The sequence below is a fragment of the Paenibacillus sp. IITD108 genome (genome assembly GCF_036541265.1).
Lineage (GTDB): Bacteria > Bacillota > Bacilli > Paenibacillales > Paenibacillaceae > Pristimantibacillus.
Window position 1 is genome coordinate 118,736 of record NZ_JAZHCT010000009.1, and the last position, 15,542, is coordinate 134,277.

Annotated in this window: 17 protein-coding genes and 1 pseudogene; 3 read left to right on the forward strand and 15 right to left on the reverse strand. The window is 40.3% G+C overall.

Annotation, left to right across the window (positions count from 1 at the left end):
* Positions 1-202 precede the first annotated feature (202 nt).
* Entirely contained in the window at positions 203-2,434 is a 2,232-nt protein-coding gene (locus V1L65_RS10510; RefSeq protein WP_331699091.1) for a family 78 glycoside hydrolase catalytic domain, read from the reverse strand.
* A gap of 157 nt (positions 2,435-2,591) precedes the next feature.
* On the opposite strand from V1L65_RS10510, the gene V1L65_RS10515 reads away from it, so the two are divergent.
* The gene (locus V1L65_RS10515; protein ID WP_331699092.1) at positions 2,592-3,467 is read left to right on the forward strand and encodes a helix-turn-helix transcriptional regulator; all 876 of its coding nucleotides are present in this window, start codon (positions 2,592-2,594) and stop codon (positions 3,465-3,467) included.
* Between the two features lie 152 nt (positions 3,468-3,619).
* A complete protein-coding gene (locus tag V1L65_RS10520; protein ID WP_331699093.1) occupies positions 3,620-4,399 on the forward strand; it encodes an alkaline phosphatase family protein in 780 nt (259 codons plus the stop codon).
* 738 nt (positions 4,400-5,137) lie between these two features.
* Here the strand turns inward: V1L65_RS10520 and V1L65_RS28720 are convergent.
* The 13 genes and pseudogenes from V1L65_RS28720 to V1L65_RS10580 form a co-directional block, all read right to left on the reverse strand.
* Positions 5,138-5,353, reverse strand: a complete 216-nt coding sequence (locus tag V1L65_RS28720) for an RNA 2'-phosphotransferase (protein WP_442955687.1) — start codon at positions 5,351-5,353, stop codon at positions 5,138-5,140.
* On the reverse strand, positions 5,247-5,486 hold the full coding sequence (locus V1L65_RS10525) for a hypothetical protein (protein WP_331699094.1): 240 nt from the start codon (positions 5,484-5,486) through the stop codon (positions 5,247-5,249). Before V1L65_RS10525 ends, V1L65_RS28720 begins: the two co-directional genes overlap by 107 nt.
* 356 nt (positions 5,487-5,842) lie before the next feature.
* Entirely contained in the window at positions 5,843-5,962 is a 120-nt protein-coding gene (locus tag V1L65_RS10530) for an AbrB/MazE/SpoVT family DNA-binding domain-containing protein (RefSeq protein ID WP_331699095.1), read from the reverse strand.
* A 179-nt stretch (positions 5,963-6,141) separates the two neighbouring features.
* Complete coding sequence (locus V1L65_RS10535) at positions 6,142-6,426, reverse strand: hypothetical protein (RefSeq protein ID WP_331699096.1); 285 nt, start codon at positions 6,424-6,426, stop codon at positions 6,142-6,144.
* A 191-nt stretch (positions 6,427-6,617) separates the two neighbouring features.
* Positions 6,618-7,010 (reverse strand): hypothetical protein, encoded by a 393-nt coding sequence (locus V1L65_RS10540; RefSeq protein WP_331699097.1) that lies wholly within the window; start codon positions 7,008-7,010, stop codon positions 6,618-6,620.
* 269 nt (positions 7,011-7,279) lie between these two features.
* Positions 7,280-7,516: a tyrosine-type recombinase/integrase gene (locus V1L65_RS10545; protein WP_331699160.1), complete on the reverse strand. Its 237-nt coding sequence runs from the start codon at positions 7,514-7,516 to the stop codon at positions 7,280-7,282.
* Positions 7,517-7,756: 240 nt separating this feature from the next.
* A complete protein-coding gene (locus V1L65_RS10550; protein WP_331699098.1) occupies positions 7,757-8,386 on the reverse strand; it encodes a hypothetical protein in 630 nt (209 codons plus the stop codon).
* A 16-nt stretch (positions 8,387-8,402) separates the two neighbouring features.
* Entirely contained in the window at positions 8,403-9,116 is a 714-nt protein-coding gene (locus V1L65_RS10555) for a hypothetical protein (protein WP_331699099.1), read from the reverse strand.
* Positions 9,117-9,224: 108 nt separating this feature from the next.
* Positions 9,225-10,019: pseudogene (locus tag V1L65_RS10560) on the reverse strand (transposase); the annotation flags it as partial.
* A 339-nt stretch (positions 10,020-10,358) separates the two neighbouring features.
* Positions 10,359-10,877: a hypothetical protein gene (locus tag V1L65_RS10565; RefSeq protein WP_331699101.1), complete on the reverse strand. Its 519-nt coding sequence runs from the start codon at positions 10,875-10,877 to the stop codon at positions 10,359-10,361.
* A 16-nt stretch (positions 10,878-10,893) separates the two neighbouring features.
* A complete protein-coding gene (locus V1L65_RS10570) occupies positions 10,894-11,508 on the reverse strand; it encodes a hypothetical protein (protein ID WP_331699102.1) in 615 nt (204 codons plus the stop codon).
* A 194-nt stretch (positions 11,509-11,702) separates the two neighbouring features.
* Entirely contained in the window at positions 11,703-12,938 is a 1,236-nt protein-coding gene (locus V1L65_RS10575) for an IS110 family transposase (RefSeq protein WP_331699103.1), read from the reverse strand.
* A 236-nt stretch (positions 12,939-13,174) separates the two neighbouring features.
* Positions 13,175-13,954, reverse strand: coding sequence for a recombinase family protein (locus V1L65_RS10580; RefSeq protein WP_331699104.1), 780 nt, complete (start codon positions 13,952-13,954; stop codon positions 13,175-13,177).
* A 159-nt stretch (positions 13,955-14,113) separates the two neighbouring features.
* On the opposite strand from V1L65_RS10580, the gene V1L65_RS10585 reads away from it, so the two are divergent.
* Positions 14,114-14,320 (forward strand): helix-turn-helix domain-containing protein, encoded by a 207-nt coding sequence (locus tag V1L65_RS10585; protein WP_331699105.1) that lies wholly within the window; start codon positions 14,114-14,116, stop codon positions 14,318-14,320.
* A gap of 260 nt (positions 14,321-14,580) precedes the next feature.
* Here the strand turns inward: V1L65_RS10585 and V1L65_RS10590 are convergent, their stop codons facing one another.
* Complete coding sequence (locus V1L65_RS10590; protein ID WP_331699106.1) at positions 14,581-15,489, reverse strand: hypothetical protein; 909 nt, start codon at positions 15,487-15,489, stop codon at positions 14,581-14,583.
* Positions 15,490-15,542: the final 53 nt, after the last annotated feature.

The following is a 15,542-nucleotide window of genomic DNA, read 5'->3' on the forward strand; positions in this document are numbered from 1 at the left end:
GACAAGCAACAAGGATAAACGGCTCCGCCGTCCTTTGGACAGGCACGTTTACCGATGAAATATAAGAACAGGTATAAGGATACAAAAACTTATACTTTCTTATATTTTAAGAAAAGGGAAACCGAGAACAGGAATCCCTTTTCTATTGCTTATTATCTTATCCGCAATGAATAGGCAGCCTCTTTTGTGCTTCGCTAGAATATTAAAGTATCGTTTCGCTTATACCTTCCTTCAGCTCCACTTCGTAATAGCTGCTGCCCACACTAAGCTCCAGTCTGGCACAAATACCAGCAGGTATATTCGTAGTAACGATCACATGACCTTCCTCCGCCTTCTCCCAGCGTGCATGCAAATCGCCTTGAATCGTCCAAACTGTTGCTTCCGCAAAATCGAGCGACTCTGGCAAATATGGGCGAATGACAGCCTTTTTAAAGCCAGGAGCTTCCGATTTGATGCCAATGACATACTCTTGCAGCAATCTTCCCGGATAACCGTTCCAGGCATGCGAGTGGCTCTCAATATCTTCCCAGCCTTCCCACAGCGTCAATGAGCCTTGCTCTATCATATGTCCCCAGCCTGGATATTCTCGCCGATTTATGATCGCGAAAGCCTCAGCCTCACAGCCGTTCTCAAACAGCATGCGGAGCAAAGGGAGCGACAAGACGGTTCGGCATTCCCAAGCTTTATTTTTTACATAATTAAGGGCACGCTCCCGTCCTTCCTGCGGCACTGCGCCTGCATATAAGGCTATTGCCGTAACTCCCTGATGCGCGGCTGCGGCATCTATGCTATCCTTGTACGCGCCTGCATCTGGCAAATAGAGATGCTTGTTAATATTTACGAGCAGCTTCTTTGCTTCCTTCTCAAATGTTTCCTGATCCGCTGACTTGCCCAGCAAACCGGCAACACGAGCAGAAATTTGCATAGCCTGCAGCAGCTTTATTTGCTGTACCGTAACAAATTGCCCGGCATGCTCAACCGATGGATACGGCCAGTCGCTAATATGCCAGCCTTTATCTAGCGGAACGAGCCCCGTGTTTGCATCTATTATTGCAATATAATAATTAACCATTCTAATCATCGTCTCATAATAAGTAGCCAATAACTCAACATTGCCTGCAGCTTCATAAAGCTTCCATAGCAGAGTGGCATAATGCAAATCCCATTCCGGTATTTGAATATTAAAATCAGGACACTCGAAAGTCGTCGGCGCCACAAACGGAAATGTGCCATCCTCCAGCTGTGCATCAGCAAAATCGGACAATGTTTTTTCCAGCATAGTAATCGCTTCGAAATTATAAATTAACAGCTCTGCCTGCAAATCTGTATCAGCCAAATATTGCGCTTGCTCACGATGAGGGCAATCTACAAATTGGCCCAGCGCATTGTTTTTTTGTGTACGTACAGCTGCGGCATACATATTATTCAACAGCTCGTCTGAGCATCTGAAACTTCCAGCGAAGCGGATATTCGTTCGAGCCGTGCATACAGTTATTCCATCACCTGCATCTATTACATCGGGATAGCCCGTTATTTCAACATATCGAAAAGATTTGTAAGAAAAATCAGGCTGCCATTCTTCTATTTCCTCACCGCGCATCGTATATTCGTCATAGTAAAATTCAGAGACTTCATTGGCAACGTTATGTCCAACGCGGCCATACTCATTCAAATTTTCAGAATAACGCATACGAATCATTGTTCCTTTGTATCCTTTAAGCCTAATTCGCGGCCATCCGGATACAACTCTGCCAGCATCAAAAACTTGCACATTTTCTTCCTTCCCGGAATCATGCGGCACAGCCAACTTATTGGTCGGCAGTTCTTCTTCGATCCTGCCCTCCGGTATAGCCTGCAGCTGCATGGGCCAATCGCCGCCGCTAATAAGCGCTAATTGCACTGGAGCTGATCTTGCGCTGTAATCTCCCCCAGCAAGCCGCCAGGCCGGATCCCATTTCCTTGCGTCATAGGCCTCAACAGCTGATATTCTTCTGTTTTGTTGGTAAGGAGCCCCTATCTGATGCGGCATATCCTTGAGCGCCAGCCAGCTAGTATCCGACAGCAGCTTATGCAGCCTGCCGCTTCCGTCCTTCCAATGCAGCTCCAAGCGAAACCCTGGAAGCCCATTAACAGAATTTTGACAGTTTCCTCCCAAGTAATGGGCATCTGCCGTTATACAGTTAGCTCCCTTGTGCAGAAAGCCGCTAACCTCATACCTGGTATACAGCTTTCTTTTCTCCGGGTAGGTCGGAGCAGGCGTCCCATAGCCTCCGAGCTTCGTCCCATTTACATATACATGCGCATAATGGTGGCAGGAAACATACAGCTGTGCCGTCTCAAGCTGCTCAGGGATATGAAATTCTCTGCGAAAATAGGCAAAATCATTAATCTGGATCTGGCTGGAGCGCCAAATCCAATCTGCTTCCCATTCCATTCCTTTCATCTCCTTACTATTTTTCAACAGCATAGCATAGTCATTTCTCTTGTTTACAGGGGGCAATCTGTGATATGAATAGGTCAATTACATCTTTTCTATAGGAACAGGTTGAAAACTTATACTTTCTATTATTTTAATTAGAGGGGTGATTCAGATGACAGCGGACCTCCACACCTTAGAAGGAAAAAGCTTTTGGGATGAACGTTTTCCGATGTTCATTACCAGGGAACGCGAAGCCTTTACACTGCCTCTGCATATTCATGACTTCATTGAAATCCAATACGTCGCCGAAGGCAAGGGCTTTCATTATATTGGAGATGAGAGAGTCGTCGCAGAGAAGGGCGACCTGTATATTATCCCTATCGGCACGCATCATGTATACCGTCCTTCATCGCCATTATCCAAAAATGAATTGATCGTCTACAATTGCCTGTTCGACAAGAATGTCCCGCAGCAGCTGGGGCTTTCCTATCCGCTTCCAGCTGAAATCTATTCACTTTTAAACGGGGAATCCGCTTCTTATCGCAGGTACAGGGATACCAGCTCAGAGGGCCGTCAGCTCTTGGAAGGCATGCATCAGGAATACTTTTCAAAGCAAGCAGGCTATGAGGCTGCCTTATATGCCCAATTAACTAAGCTGCTAGTTTATTTATACCGATTGGAAACGAATCAAGCTTTTTCTATGCCAGCCTATTCTGGAATCAGCATCATTCTTTCTTATATTGATAAGCACTACAACCAGACGATCACACTGGCAAATGCGGCTCAGCTCATTTCGACCAGTCCCAGCTATGTGCAAAAAATATTCAAGCAAGTAACCGGGCAGTCTTTTATTGAATACATTCAAAACGTTCGGGTTAAAAAAAGTCTGGAGCTGCTCCAGCATCCGTTTTATTCCATAAAAGAAATAGCAAATCTCGTCGGGTACCGTGACCTGAAGTTTTTCTACACCCTATTTAAAAAGAAAACCGGACATTCGCCAGCGCAATATCGTTCCCGCTTAACCACTCCAAATATAGAAAATCAGTAATATCCTTTTTATTTTGGCAAATAAATAAAAAGTGTTTGACGACAGTGCCGTTACCGATTATATTGTAGTTGTGATTAAGTGTTTTTCGTTGTTTTTAATTGTTTTCATACAATGGATTAGTTCCCACCAAATGGACGATCGGAGTGAGTGCTTTGTCAGAAAAGGTTTTGCTAATATTGATTGATGGTATGCGGCCTGATAGTTTAGAGAAATGTGCACATCCTTTTATCGAGGAAATGAAAACGAAGGGCAGCTATACGCTTGATGCTCAAACCGTTATGCCGAGTGTAACCTTGCCTTGCCATATGTCGCTTTTCCACAGCGTGCCGCCGGAACGCCACGGCATATTGGAAAACACTTATACGGCACAGGTACGCCCTATATCGGGATTGTTTGAACAGCTGGCTGCCAATGACAAAGCATGCGGACTCTTCCATGACTGGGCGGAGCTGCGCGACTTGGCGCGCCCGGGCTCACTCGCTCATAATTGCTTTATTTCGGGTGATGCATACACGTATGAAGCAACAAAAAATATGCTGACCAGCAAGGCAACGGAATATATTAACGAGCACCAGCCTGATTTCACCTTTTTATATTTAGGGCTGGTTGATGTGATGGGGCATAAATACGGGTGGATGTCCGATGAGTATATTCAATCTGTTTATGATTCTTGGGTATGTGTGGAGGATATAACCCGTGCCATTCCTGAAGATTATACGATTATTGTTCTCTCTGACCATGGCGGTCATGATCGCAGCCACGGCACGAGCATGCCGGAGGATATGACGATCCCGATCTTTATAAAAGGAGCAGGCTTTACCCCAGGCGGACAGCTGCCGGAGGCTTCGATCATCGACGTTGCCCCTACCATTGCTAAGCTGTTGGATACACGGTGCAGCAAAGATTGGGAAGGAAAAAGTCTTTTGCCTTAGCCCCAGCGAAACAACAGTCCTCCCAACTGGTCATTCGTTCCGCTATTGCACCCAAAATAGCAGTTTTGAGGCGGCGAAGTGACAGACGTTCCGCTATTGGTCAATAAATCGTAGAAAATGTCACATTTAGAGTCGAATAGCGGAACGTATGGCCGCGAAATTTAAAAAATGGCGGTTTTAAGGCAAATAGCGGAATGTGTGACCATTTCCGCTCCATTGTGGGTAACAGCAGCCCTCCGCCAAAGCGAATGGAACAGCATATAGTCTTCCAGCTTTCTTTTTAAATTAAGTAAGGTTCATTTTCTTCTGCCTGAGCAACAGCTGGAACGCCATCCCCTAATGGAAACACAAAAAGCCCTATTAGGTAGAATCATTCAATAAAGAATGAATCACCCAATAGGGCTTAATACTCACAATAAGGCTCAAATAAGCAAAAAAAATGATTACTTATTTAGTCTAACAGGTAACTTATAATACTTCAATTTCTAGGTTAACCGGCCTTCACTCAGCTTGACTTATACTACAATTAGACAGAGCTCCAGCCAATACTTTCGGTATTTCTCATATTGATTAAAAGAAGAATCGCTGAAAGACATAAGAGCTATTAAGGTTCAATTTACTTAATTAATATTAATCTTCTAAAGATGGACTTAGATGGTACAAAGTCCGCCAACCAAACTATACCATTGCCTTGGTAGAATCTAACTTCTTCATTCGAAGCAATCTCAGCTTGAATTTTTAGCAGTACAGGGGTTGGCGTTTTTCTACTACATTGGCGGTATTAGTATCCACTGATAAATGAACATACTGCCCCGCCATCGGTTGAAGCCCATCAATAAAAAACTTTTCAACTAACTGTCTTGCTGTCCCATGATACAAGATTGATGGTGGAGTAACCACAATATTCTTTGAGGTATAGAATGACCTCTCCACAAACAATAAGTAGTTCTTCACTAAAATAGCGAGAAGATTTCTTTTTTCCTTTCACTTCAATGAAATACATTTCCCTAGCCTCTTTACTGTGCCAATTTATGTCGCAAATAGTCACCACAACACGGATCGAGCAGATTAATAATACTCTCGTCATTTTCTAGTACACCTTGTAAGTACTTACACAATAGGTGTAATTCTTCTATCGGCGTTGGGTAATATCCGCCTTTGCTCTGACTCGCAATTCTAGCCATATTCCTCTTCCTTTCAAATTAGTGTATTGTACAAATCTATATAAAAAGTCAGTACCCGGAACTTTACGGATACTGACTTGTAAGCGCAAAAAAGCCCTATGAGCGCAGGTCTTAAAAAAGACATACAACCCATAGGGCTTAATACTAGACATAATAATAAAATAAAAAATTATCGTTTTGTTATTATATCATAAGTTGTTAATTCTTTTTAACTGTTTAACGGTAAAATATCATTTATATTATCTGAATTCCGTTATTTTTAATGTGCTTGCTTTCTATAATTTACCATTGAATCTAATTCCAGTCCCAAGTGATCTCGAATATCTTTAGGTATTGTTATTTGTCCTTTACTTGTAACTTTAGCTGAAAGTCCCTTCACGTCTTGCCTCCTTACTATTCCTTACCTTGCTATAGGCTACTAAGCTACTCTTGTAAAGTTATAGCACAAAAACACCATCAAAATGCTTACACAATATGGATGGTGTTAAAAGCATGATGCCAGCCTTCGTAATCTGTCCCAACTAACTGGTATTAGACATGCAGCGCTTAATGAATTAACTACATTGTTTGCATAATTATCTTGTTATCAAGATATATGGCTTTTCGCCTGCAATTTGAGCTAATTATTCTTAAGAGTCTGATCTTCATTATGTTTTTTCGGACTAAAGAAAAACCATATGGTTTGGCAAACGTATAGAGATATTGCTCTTTCAGCATAATTAGCCGTTTTACATCGCCGGCGGTAATGGCTTCCTTAATCGCCGGAATCAATTGCTTGTTGGTCACGCCAAAACGTCCCGGTTCCACCAGTTCGTCTACTTGCTTGGTTTGCTTATCGCTCATGAATACAACCTCCAACGTATGTGTTCATTACGAAGTCGATCGTATCAAGTCGTGATGCTCTCGTACACGGCGACTTGGGATCTTACAAGCTTACATAGGTTCCAAAGGCAACGTGTAATGTTTGCTTTCACATCGAAATTGACACTTTTTCCACTTCTGGTGTACATCGGCAACGCTTGTTAACAGATCTTTTACACATCTGTGCTCAGGCTCGCAATAGTTTCCAGCACCAGCAAAGGTAGTTTGCCATTATCACATGGAATATCAAATGAAAATTGCTCCTGCACATGTATTGGAAGGCCGATCACATCTTCAAGATACTGCTGGAGTTCCAGACCATCTGTTTGAATGTCCATCAGGACAATCATATCGTGTATCCTGCGAAGTTCAATCGTTACCGTATTAAAGTGGTAATGAAATTGAAGTTTTTCAATTGTAAAGACCCATTGATCAAGCTCTGGCACTTCTGGTGTGTCAATGAAATACTGTTCCTCGCTCTGGTCGAGCAACTGCCAGTTCTGTTTTTGAAAATGCTCAATACCTTCCATAATCCCCTTGGTTTGATTTTTCATTTCAACATACATTCACTTGTCCTCCGTTAATTATAATTTTGTATTTGTGTTACATAAGGCTATTTGGTTGTCAAAGTGCAGGTCATTCCAATCATTATGCAGTTGACTTCACCTCGCGTTCTTGGCTTTTGGTCGTTTATGTTCAACTCATAGCCTGATTATGCATCCAAAAAAAGTTAAAGAATACTGCTTAAATTCTGATATAAAATGAGTAGGTAAAGCGCTTCCAAAAAAACTGTCACATTTTATACAAATTTGACTCATTTATCCTTACCTGCTAGTTATAAATTAAGGCTGATATACACTTCATCAAGTTCCATTTTCGTTATTCCTATATAAGCCAACGTCATACTTGGCGAAGAATGGTTCAAGAGCTTTTGAATGCGGGTAATGTCGACACCGCTTTGATAGGCATGGTAGGCGAATGTCTTGCGGGTTGAGTGAACGCCTATCGCTTCCTTAATTCCTACTTGTCGAGCTGCATCATTTAATATGCGATAAGCCTGAACGCGACTAATCGGCTTAGTGAATTAACCAATTATAAAAGGCAGAACATTAATTTTGGCCATATTGAGCGGATAACTGAGGCTTTACAAATTGAAGATATTCGTAAAAATATTGATTTACAAGAGATTCAAGACGAATGAAGACCAACCGTTTTAATGGTGGGTCTTCACTTTGTTTTATGACAAAAGAAAAACCACATAGAGTTGTTAGACTCACATGTGGCTAATATCATACAATTCATCCTGTTTATATTAAAGCAACATTAAACGGGCTTTGTTATATAATCTATCTATAATTTTCTTATTCTTTTCGCCACTGGCTATAGGCTTAAACAAACTCAATGCATCTTTTTCAATAATATACTTGTCTAATGCAGCTTCCAATAAAGCATAGGCTTCTACGTTCATTAAAAGTTCAACATCTTCTTTGTTTAATATCCATCCATCCGTCATTAGTTTTGATTTCTCGTATACAATAAGCTCCTTATGAAAGACTTTTCCCGAAAATACAGTCTGAAACAATTTGACCTGCTCACGAGTTACTCGATTATTTTTCATCAAATTTATTGCAATACTTTCTAATGCGAGATAATTAAATATTTTATAGTATTCAACCAACATACTAATTAAATCATCCGTCACACCAGTTTTATCAATACAATTCCAAAAATATTGCATAACAATATGTTCTTTCGCAGCGTCATGCATTGGTATGCTATTAATATTACAGTAGAAAAAACTAATAGCATTTTCATTGAGGGAACCATTGATTGATACTTGATCACAAACATCCATACTAAGAATAACTTTGGTTACCTGTTCAACTTTTTCTTTTTCAGTTAAGGACACATCATCTATTATAGTATTAATTGATTTTCCCATACTTCCTCCCTACCCTTCATCGTCTTTGATCAGGAAATTCTCTATAATATCTCATTATTCTTGCTACTGAACTTCTGATTTGTGGAAGATACATTTTTACTAACTTTTGTTGCTCACGATTTAATTCTGGTTCTCCCTTTAGAGGCTTACCGTTTTGTCCTACCCTAACTACATTGTTTTTACTATCGTAAACGTGTACATGAGCCGGCCCATGATCATTCGAAAAGTAGTAATCTTGAATATAACCATAATTTGTTACAGGTGATACATTACTTGGAGGAAGTTCAGCAGCATATGCTTTTTCTCCTACAACCCAATCATGAATACCATCCCAGAACCCTGGAGCACCTTCACTTATCGTTTCAATAATAACTTTTAAATTAACCCCAGTCGCTTTTCCGTTACTTAGAATAAAACTAGCAGAACCAATTGTACAATCAGTATAACTGCAAGCATTATTTCGCCAAGCATCATTTGCTTTCGCCAGTATCTTCTGACTTGCAATTGCATTATTTACACAAGTCTGACTTTTACAAGATTTTTTAACAACTTCTAATTCCCACCAAGAATTTGAATTCCTAGAAACTTCCTCCTTAATACCATCATTAAGGTACAAGTCTAAACCACTGAACGAATCAACGTAACATCCTGCATCTCTTCCCGCTACGCACATTCCGTTTGGATCAGTATAAATCAACGGATTATTTAACACATACGTATAAAGATTCAAAGTAAGAGGGTCACCAATACTTCCTTCATACGTATCCTAGTTTATAAAGCGTCACTTATGTATAAACAATGGGCAGGATTGCCCGGCAATCTCTACCCATATATTGTATCATCCTGCATCATAATTGGATACTTCTGGAATAATATACGACGCCTTTGTTTTCATCAAATAATGGATAATGTTCACTAGCTTGCGCATGATGCATACAATGGCCTGCTGCTTCGTCTTTCCTGCCTTCAGCTTCTCTTCATAATATTGAAGAAAATACGGATTACGCGGCTCTTTCTTCGTTCTTGTGACAGCCAGTTGCCGAATCGCCAATGCTTTTATAATGGTATGCAGTTCGCGATTGCCTTGTTTGCTCTTGTAATTGCGGGACTTATTCCCAGAGCCTACCTTAATAGGTGCAATTCCGGCGAATCGAGCGAGTTTGTCCGAGTTGGCAAAACGATGAATGTCGCCAATCTCTGCCACAAGTTCCGCCGAGGTGACCAGATCAATCCCTGTCATCGTCTCCAGTTGAAAGCCTAATTGACTCATCAAGTCTTGGATCTCTTTCTCTATGCGTGCCAGATTGCGCTCTGAGCATCGTATATCTCTGACTAGACTTCGAACAATAAAATCGCGTTTGTCCTGAAAATCTCGCCATGTACTTCCATCCGTCTGTACAAACTCTTTAATTTGAGCAGCTTTTTTCGTGGACAGTCCGTTGTTACTCAGAGCTCGCAGGAATTGAGCCAAACTTGCGATGGAGACAGACTCCAGATGATGCGGCGATGGATAACGCCACCAAAAACCCAATGCTGTTTTCCCGTCCACTTGTGAGAAAAACTTCTTGTAACTCGGATAATGATAGCCAAGTTGTTGATGAAGCTTTTTCACCAGCCCCGTCAAGTTCTTGGCGGGCGGATAGAGCGGTAGCCCTTGACGCGCTTAACTCGCTTCTTGTTGAGCGGAATACCGACGAGATACTGATGGTTCTCCGGGTAGCGAAAGAGATTTTAGCAGCCGTAGATTCCGCCAAACACAAGTGAGAACTCTTCGATCAGCCCTCACTTTTCGCGAGAACGCCGCCGCATATGCTAAGTAGTAACACGAAAGCCGCGTGGGGTTCTTACGTTCCCACGTGGCTTTTTGAACGCCAACAATTAGCCGCCCGCTTCATTCGTCACCGGGTGGGGGTTATAAAAAAGAAAAACCACATGGAGTTGTTACACTCGCATGTGGAAAATTCTTCTCAGGTTACTTTTTTAATGGGTCACCAAATTCGAATTTTATCATTCTTATTTTATACTCAGTTAATAATTCGTCGTCAGATATAGGTTTAAGTGAAGTCATTGCCCCTACTTCTTTTATTACGCTAGGAGTTATAGTGTCTAGGTTACTTAATTCATCTTCCAAGTGGTAATTTTCTCTTCTAACAGTAGAGAGTAGTTTTAATGACTCTTCACCCTTATCGCCCTTAAATATGACAACTTCCTCATTCCCACTGGCCAAGGTTTGCTTCCACTGTATATACTTACCGCCAGAACCTTCACTCAAACCAAATCCATCATACTTAACAATGACAGTATCCTCTACGATTATTACTTGACCATTGATTTCATACTCCAAGTAAAAAGGAAATTCCCCATAAGTATAGAAAGGTTTGGGGGGATCTTCTGTCGATGAAAGACCGATATATAGTAGCAACCAAGGACCTACTATATAACTAACTAGAAGAAGTGCTAATATCATTACGCCTATCAATAACGGCTTCAACTATGTCTCCCCCTTTTTAACGATTTTTTAATGCATTGATTACTGATTCCATAGCATGATTCATCATACTTTTTTCAATAATTGTTTTCAAAGAATCAAAAAAACTCATTGGATGCTGACTTTCAAGAAGTATCAATTCCCCAATAGATGGAGTACCAATAGTACGTGTTAAAACGTCCCCATCAACAACATAATGTCTCATAACTGCACTATAATTTTTGTATTCTTTCTGTAACCCATATAATTTATAATTTGGCTTAGATGTGTTGAAAGTGATGGCATTTTGGTTTGTTGCCAAAGCGTTAGCTATCGCTTCTCCACCACCTTTAGAATGCCCTATCATAGTAACTGCTTTACCATTATGTTCCTCTACAAATTTTTTCGCAAATTCGATTGAGTCACTCATATCAGTGGAAAAACCAGCTGGTTGTTGAAGATTATTTACCCAATCTCCTTTAGTTGAAGACCCTTTATTGACCAGTGCATATTCAGTAACCCCGTACGCAAATCTTGAATATACCCCTATTTTCAGTCCTTCCTTATTAATATAGAGATCTTTAAGTATCCAACCACCTTCTAGAGAAGGTCCTAATATATCTGATTTCTGAATATTATATACATCCTGTGCCATATATGCAGCTTCAAGAGGTGAAGGCATATGTCCGCTCGAATCAACATATCTTAACGGGTTATTATGCACATACGTATAAAGGTTTAAAGTCAGTGGATTATTCAAATCCCCTTCATACGTATCCTAGTTAATAAAACGGACTTTGAATAAAGAAAGTGGCAACTGGAACGTCAATCCAATTACCACCAATTATATCATCCTGCTTGCTTTAGCGGTAAGGTCGGCATCACGTAAACGGATTTGTTTTTCATCATTGCATAAATGATATTTACCAGTTTCCGCATGATGCAAACAATCGCTTGCTGCTTTGTTTTACCTTCTGCTAGTCTTTGCTCATAATAGGAATGAAAATGTGGATTCCTTGGTTCTTTCTTGGTGCGAGTAACTGCAATTTGTCGAATAGCGAGGCTTTTGAATATGTCATGCAATTCTCGGTTACCTTGCTTACTCTTATAGTTTCTTGACTTATTCCCAGAGCCAACGGTTATAGGTGCGATTCCTGCGAATCGAGCAAGCTTGTCTGCTGAAGAAAATCGGTGAATATCTCCTATTTCAGCAACAAGTTCTGCCGCTGTTACAAATTCAATGCCTGTCATGGATTCAAGCTGAAAACCAAGCTGTTTCATCAAGTCTTCTATCTCTACTTCGATGCTGGCTATTTCCTTCTTTAAAAAGCCTATGGTTTTTACCTGACTCTTCACGACAGAATCTCTTGAATCCTGAAAATCTCTATACGTATCACCGTCAGCAGTAATGAGCGATAAGATTTGAGTAGCCTTCTTATTAGAAAGTCCATTGTTACTATGACTGCGTAGAAAAATAGCAAGTTCATCCTCTAATACGTCTTTTAACTTCTGTGGAGAAGGGTACGTCTCCCAAAAGGCAAGTGCCGTTTTACCATCTACCTCTGAGAAAAACTTCTTATAGCTTGGATAGGGATAACTAATCTGCTGATGTAATTTCTTCACCGTTCCAGACAAGCTATTGGCTAACCATTTCCGTTGTGTGATTAGCTGGCTAATTGCCCAGTATAGATCAATTGGCTTTGCATCAGGTAAGTTGTGCAATTCATCACGTAAAACTCTTGCAACGCATTCCGCATCCCAACTATCAGACTTCTCAACTGTCACATGACTCTTTCTTCTTGCATTAGATAACTTAGGATTAACCTCTTTTACCCAGCACTGTTGTTCTTTCAGATAGACAGCCAACCCTCTACCGTAACCGCCTACATCTTCCAAGCCATAGACAACGGATAACTTCTTTTTTGTATGTTTCTTCACTTCCTTTACGAGCAAAGAAAATGCGGATGGCTTGTTATCAAACTTGATCTCACCTAGCTTTTTATTCCAGCAATCTATAATGACGGCTGTATGATGCTGTTTGTGGAGATCGACACCCACATAGATCAGATTTTGCTGCTCAATCATCTTTGTTTCTCCCCTTCTGTAGTTGTTATTTGAATCGTTACTAATAAGTTAGATTTCATTTCAAACAAGATTCATTGCTACGTAGATACTTGCGCTGTATGAATCCAGCCCATTAGTAACCACTCAAACGAGCGGTTAGAACATAAATGGTAAGATAAGGTTGCATCCTCAGTTCGAGCGGTCATAGCCGCAAAGACACGTTAGCAATCTCTTATTTACTTATTTATATTCCTTGACTAAATAATAGCTTGATGCAATCCATCTGCTTCAATCTGACCGTAACGATACTTTCCTTGATAAAATGATTTGCGGTCTAGGATGCGTTTTACCTGTACCTTGGTAAACGACTTTCCTTGCTCCGTAGTGAATCCTTCTTCATTCAACTGCTCAGCTAATGCAGTTAGTGACCATGCTTGAAACTCTTCTTTTAATTGAAATAATCTCTTTACGATTGCTGCTTGCTTCTCGTCAATGACGATTTTCTTTGAACCACGCTTTCCCTTATAACCAAATGGGATGCCACCACCTGCAAACTTACCTTCGGATGCTTTCTTGTTTCTCCCACGTCCTAACTTCATGGTAATCTCTAGGCGCTGGTAAGCATCCAGCAGTTCCATCAACCCATTGATTAAGAAGTCTGATGGGTCTTTCTTAAATATGCTGTATGTTGGCTGTTCGATGCTCTGAATATCAATGCTATGCCGTTTTAATTCACGATGTACAAGCACTTTGACTATGTCGCTTCTCCATAGCCTACTTGTGTTTAGAACAACTACATAATCAACTTTATTACTGGATATAAAAGTCATCATATCCTGAAAGCCTTCACGTTCGACTTCTAAGGCTTCCTCGTCTACCTTTGCACCGCTGATTCCTTCGTCCATAAATACATGAACGAGATGCCATCCTTGGCGGTCACAGTACATCTGAATCTCGTCCTGCTGGTAAGATAGGCTATAACCATCCTTGGCTTGCCCTTGCGTACTGACACGAACATAACCGATTACGTTCTTCATAATTTCAACTCCGATTAAATGAAGCGTTACAGCAATTACAATTAGTGTTACTCTTAAAACTACCACAACCTAATTATAGTACGGTTAAGACTATCATTCAATGCTTTTTATACAAAGACATGATATATTTATTGCATATAACCATTAAGGGGAATCATTATGAAAATCAGAATACGATTAAGGGAGATTCTGGCTGAACGTAATATATCACAAAGAGAACTTGCTCGAATGATGGGTATTCGTCATCCAACAATAAACCATTTATGCTCGGATCAAGTGGACAGAATTTATATTCGAACTCTCGAACAAATCTGTGAAACGCTTAACGTTAAACTACATGAACTTATTGTTGAAGAACAAGAATAGCTATCGTATCGCTTTTGTTTTTTTAAATTGTCTCGACGGCTGGATGTGCTATGCCTATTTTCATAAACGTTAAATAAGCTATTGATCTAAACCACCCCCCGATGATTAGTTATCGTCTTTCCAATAGTTTCTCGGCATCGGGGATTGCTTTTTCTTTATTATCAAGTAAAATTAGGACTAAGTTATTTTTATTTCATCCAACATATTGGACTTTTTATCGTTATCGGCAAAATAACGTGTCCGTCTGTGAGGATGTGTATCTACTGGTTTATTGCCAGTGGCTCTAGGCAGTTCCCTGTGGGAATTGTCATTTTTTTTGCTAAGGTTTTTCGATTGGCATAGGTTGACGGTGTATATAACTGTCTCAGAGCAGATTCTTCAAACGTGTCTTGTAACACTTGAAAACCGAGAAGCGTTTCAATCTTGGATATGTTCTGTTTATTTTCCATAACCCAAGAAAAGTCTAACGTGCTTACTGATGATGGATATTCAATTTCATTAAGTACTTTAGTAGTCATGTAATCAAAAAATTGCTTATTGAGCAACTCAACGGCGTTTTTAGTCGGTGAAAACTTCTTCATGTCGTTATCACTTGGCTTAATTTCAAGCCGCAGGATTCCCTTTGACTGCTCGACAATTTCAGGCAATGCTTTCTCTTTTTGCATCTGTCGCTGCTTGTCATAGAAGATAATTCTGCTGCTCTTATTGAAAAACTCAACTGTCTGATCTTGGTTGAAACTTCTTGTGTTCTTAAATGCTAACTTTTGCTTGCTTAGCATTCGTACATACTCACCAACATCTTTGCCTGCTTGAAAGTTCCAACATATATCTGCTCTGCTTATCGACCATTCCGAATGGGGAATTTTTATCGAGAAGAGTTGATATATGCGTTCCTGTACTCTTTCAAAGAATCTAGGAATATCCTGCTGATTAATGAGAGTTACATTGTTGCCATACAATAGCTTTGGTATTGAGACTTGAATGGACAACGTCTGACTCCCATCAAGATACTTGATATACGATAACTGTTCGTCATATATTTCATACCTCGTTTGGAGTACACCAGTTTCCTTATTTAGAAATGTAACTGACTTACAATTCTCTGTGCTTAACAATGCTTCTGATTCAAGGTGAATGGGTCTTGCTTTTATCACAACCGTATCAAACATTCAATTCCTTCTTTCTATTTTTAGATGGATTAATATTCTGGATCAAATTAGCT

What these genes read in the sequence shown, in the direction of transcription:
- V1L65_RS10510 (WP_331699091.1), bottom strand. Translation starts at nt 2,434, where the DNA reads ATGGAATGGGAAGCAGATTGGATTTGGCGCTCCAGCCAGATCCAGATT.
- V1L65_RS10515 (WP_331699092.1), top strand. Translation starts at nt 2,592, where the DNA reads ATGACAGCGGACCTCCACACCTTAGAAGGAAAAAGCTTTTGGGATGAA.
- V1L65_RS10525 (WP_331699094.1), bottom strand. Translation starts at nt 5,486, where the DNA reads ATGACGAGAGTATTATTAATCTGCTCGATCCGTGTTGTGGTGACTATT.
- V1L65_RS10535 (WP_331699096.1), bottom strand. Translation starts at nt 6,426, where the DNA reads ATGAGCGATAAGCAAACCAAGCAAGTAGACGAACTGGTGGAACCGGGA.
- V1L65_RS10540 (WP_331699097.1), bottom strand. Translation starts at nt 7,010, where the DNA reads ATGTATGTTGAAATGAAAAATCAAACCAAGGGGATTATGGAAGGTATT.
- V1L65_RS10550 (WP_331699098.1), bottom strand. Translation starts at nt 8,386, where the DNA reads ATGGGAAAATCAATTAATACTATAATAGATGATGTGTCCTTAACTGAA.
- V1L65_RS10570 (WP_331699102.1), bottom strand. Translation starts at nt 11,508, where the DNA reads ATGGCACAGGATGTATATAATATTCAGAAATCAGATATATTAGGACCT.
- V1L65_RS10575 (WP_331699103.1), bottom strand. Translation starts at nt 12,938, where the DNA reads ATGATTGAGCAGCAAAATCTGATCTATGTGGGTGTCGATCTCCACAAA.
- V1L65_RS10580 (WP_331699104.1), bottom strand. Translation starts at nt 13,954, where the DNA reads ATGAAGAACGTAATCGGTTATGTTCGTGTCAGTACGCAAGGGCAAGCC.
- V1L65_RS10585 (WP_331699105.1), top strand. Translation starts at nt 14,114, where the DNA reads ATGAAAATCAGAATACGATTAAGGGAGATTCTGGCTGAACGTAATATA.
- V1L65_RS10590 (WP_331699106.1), bottom strand. Translation starts at nt 15,489, where the DNA reads ATGTTTGATACGGTTGTGATAAAAGCAAGACCCATTCACCTTGAATCA.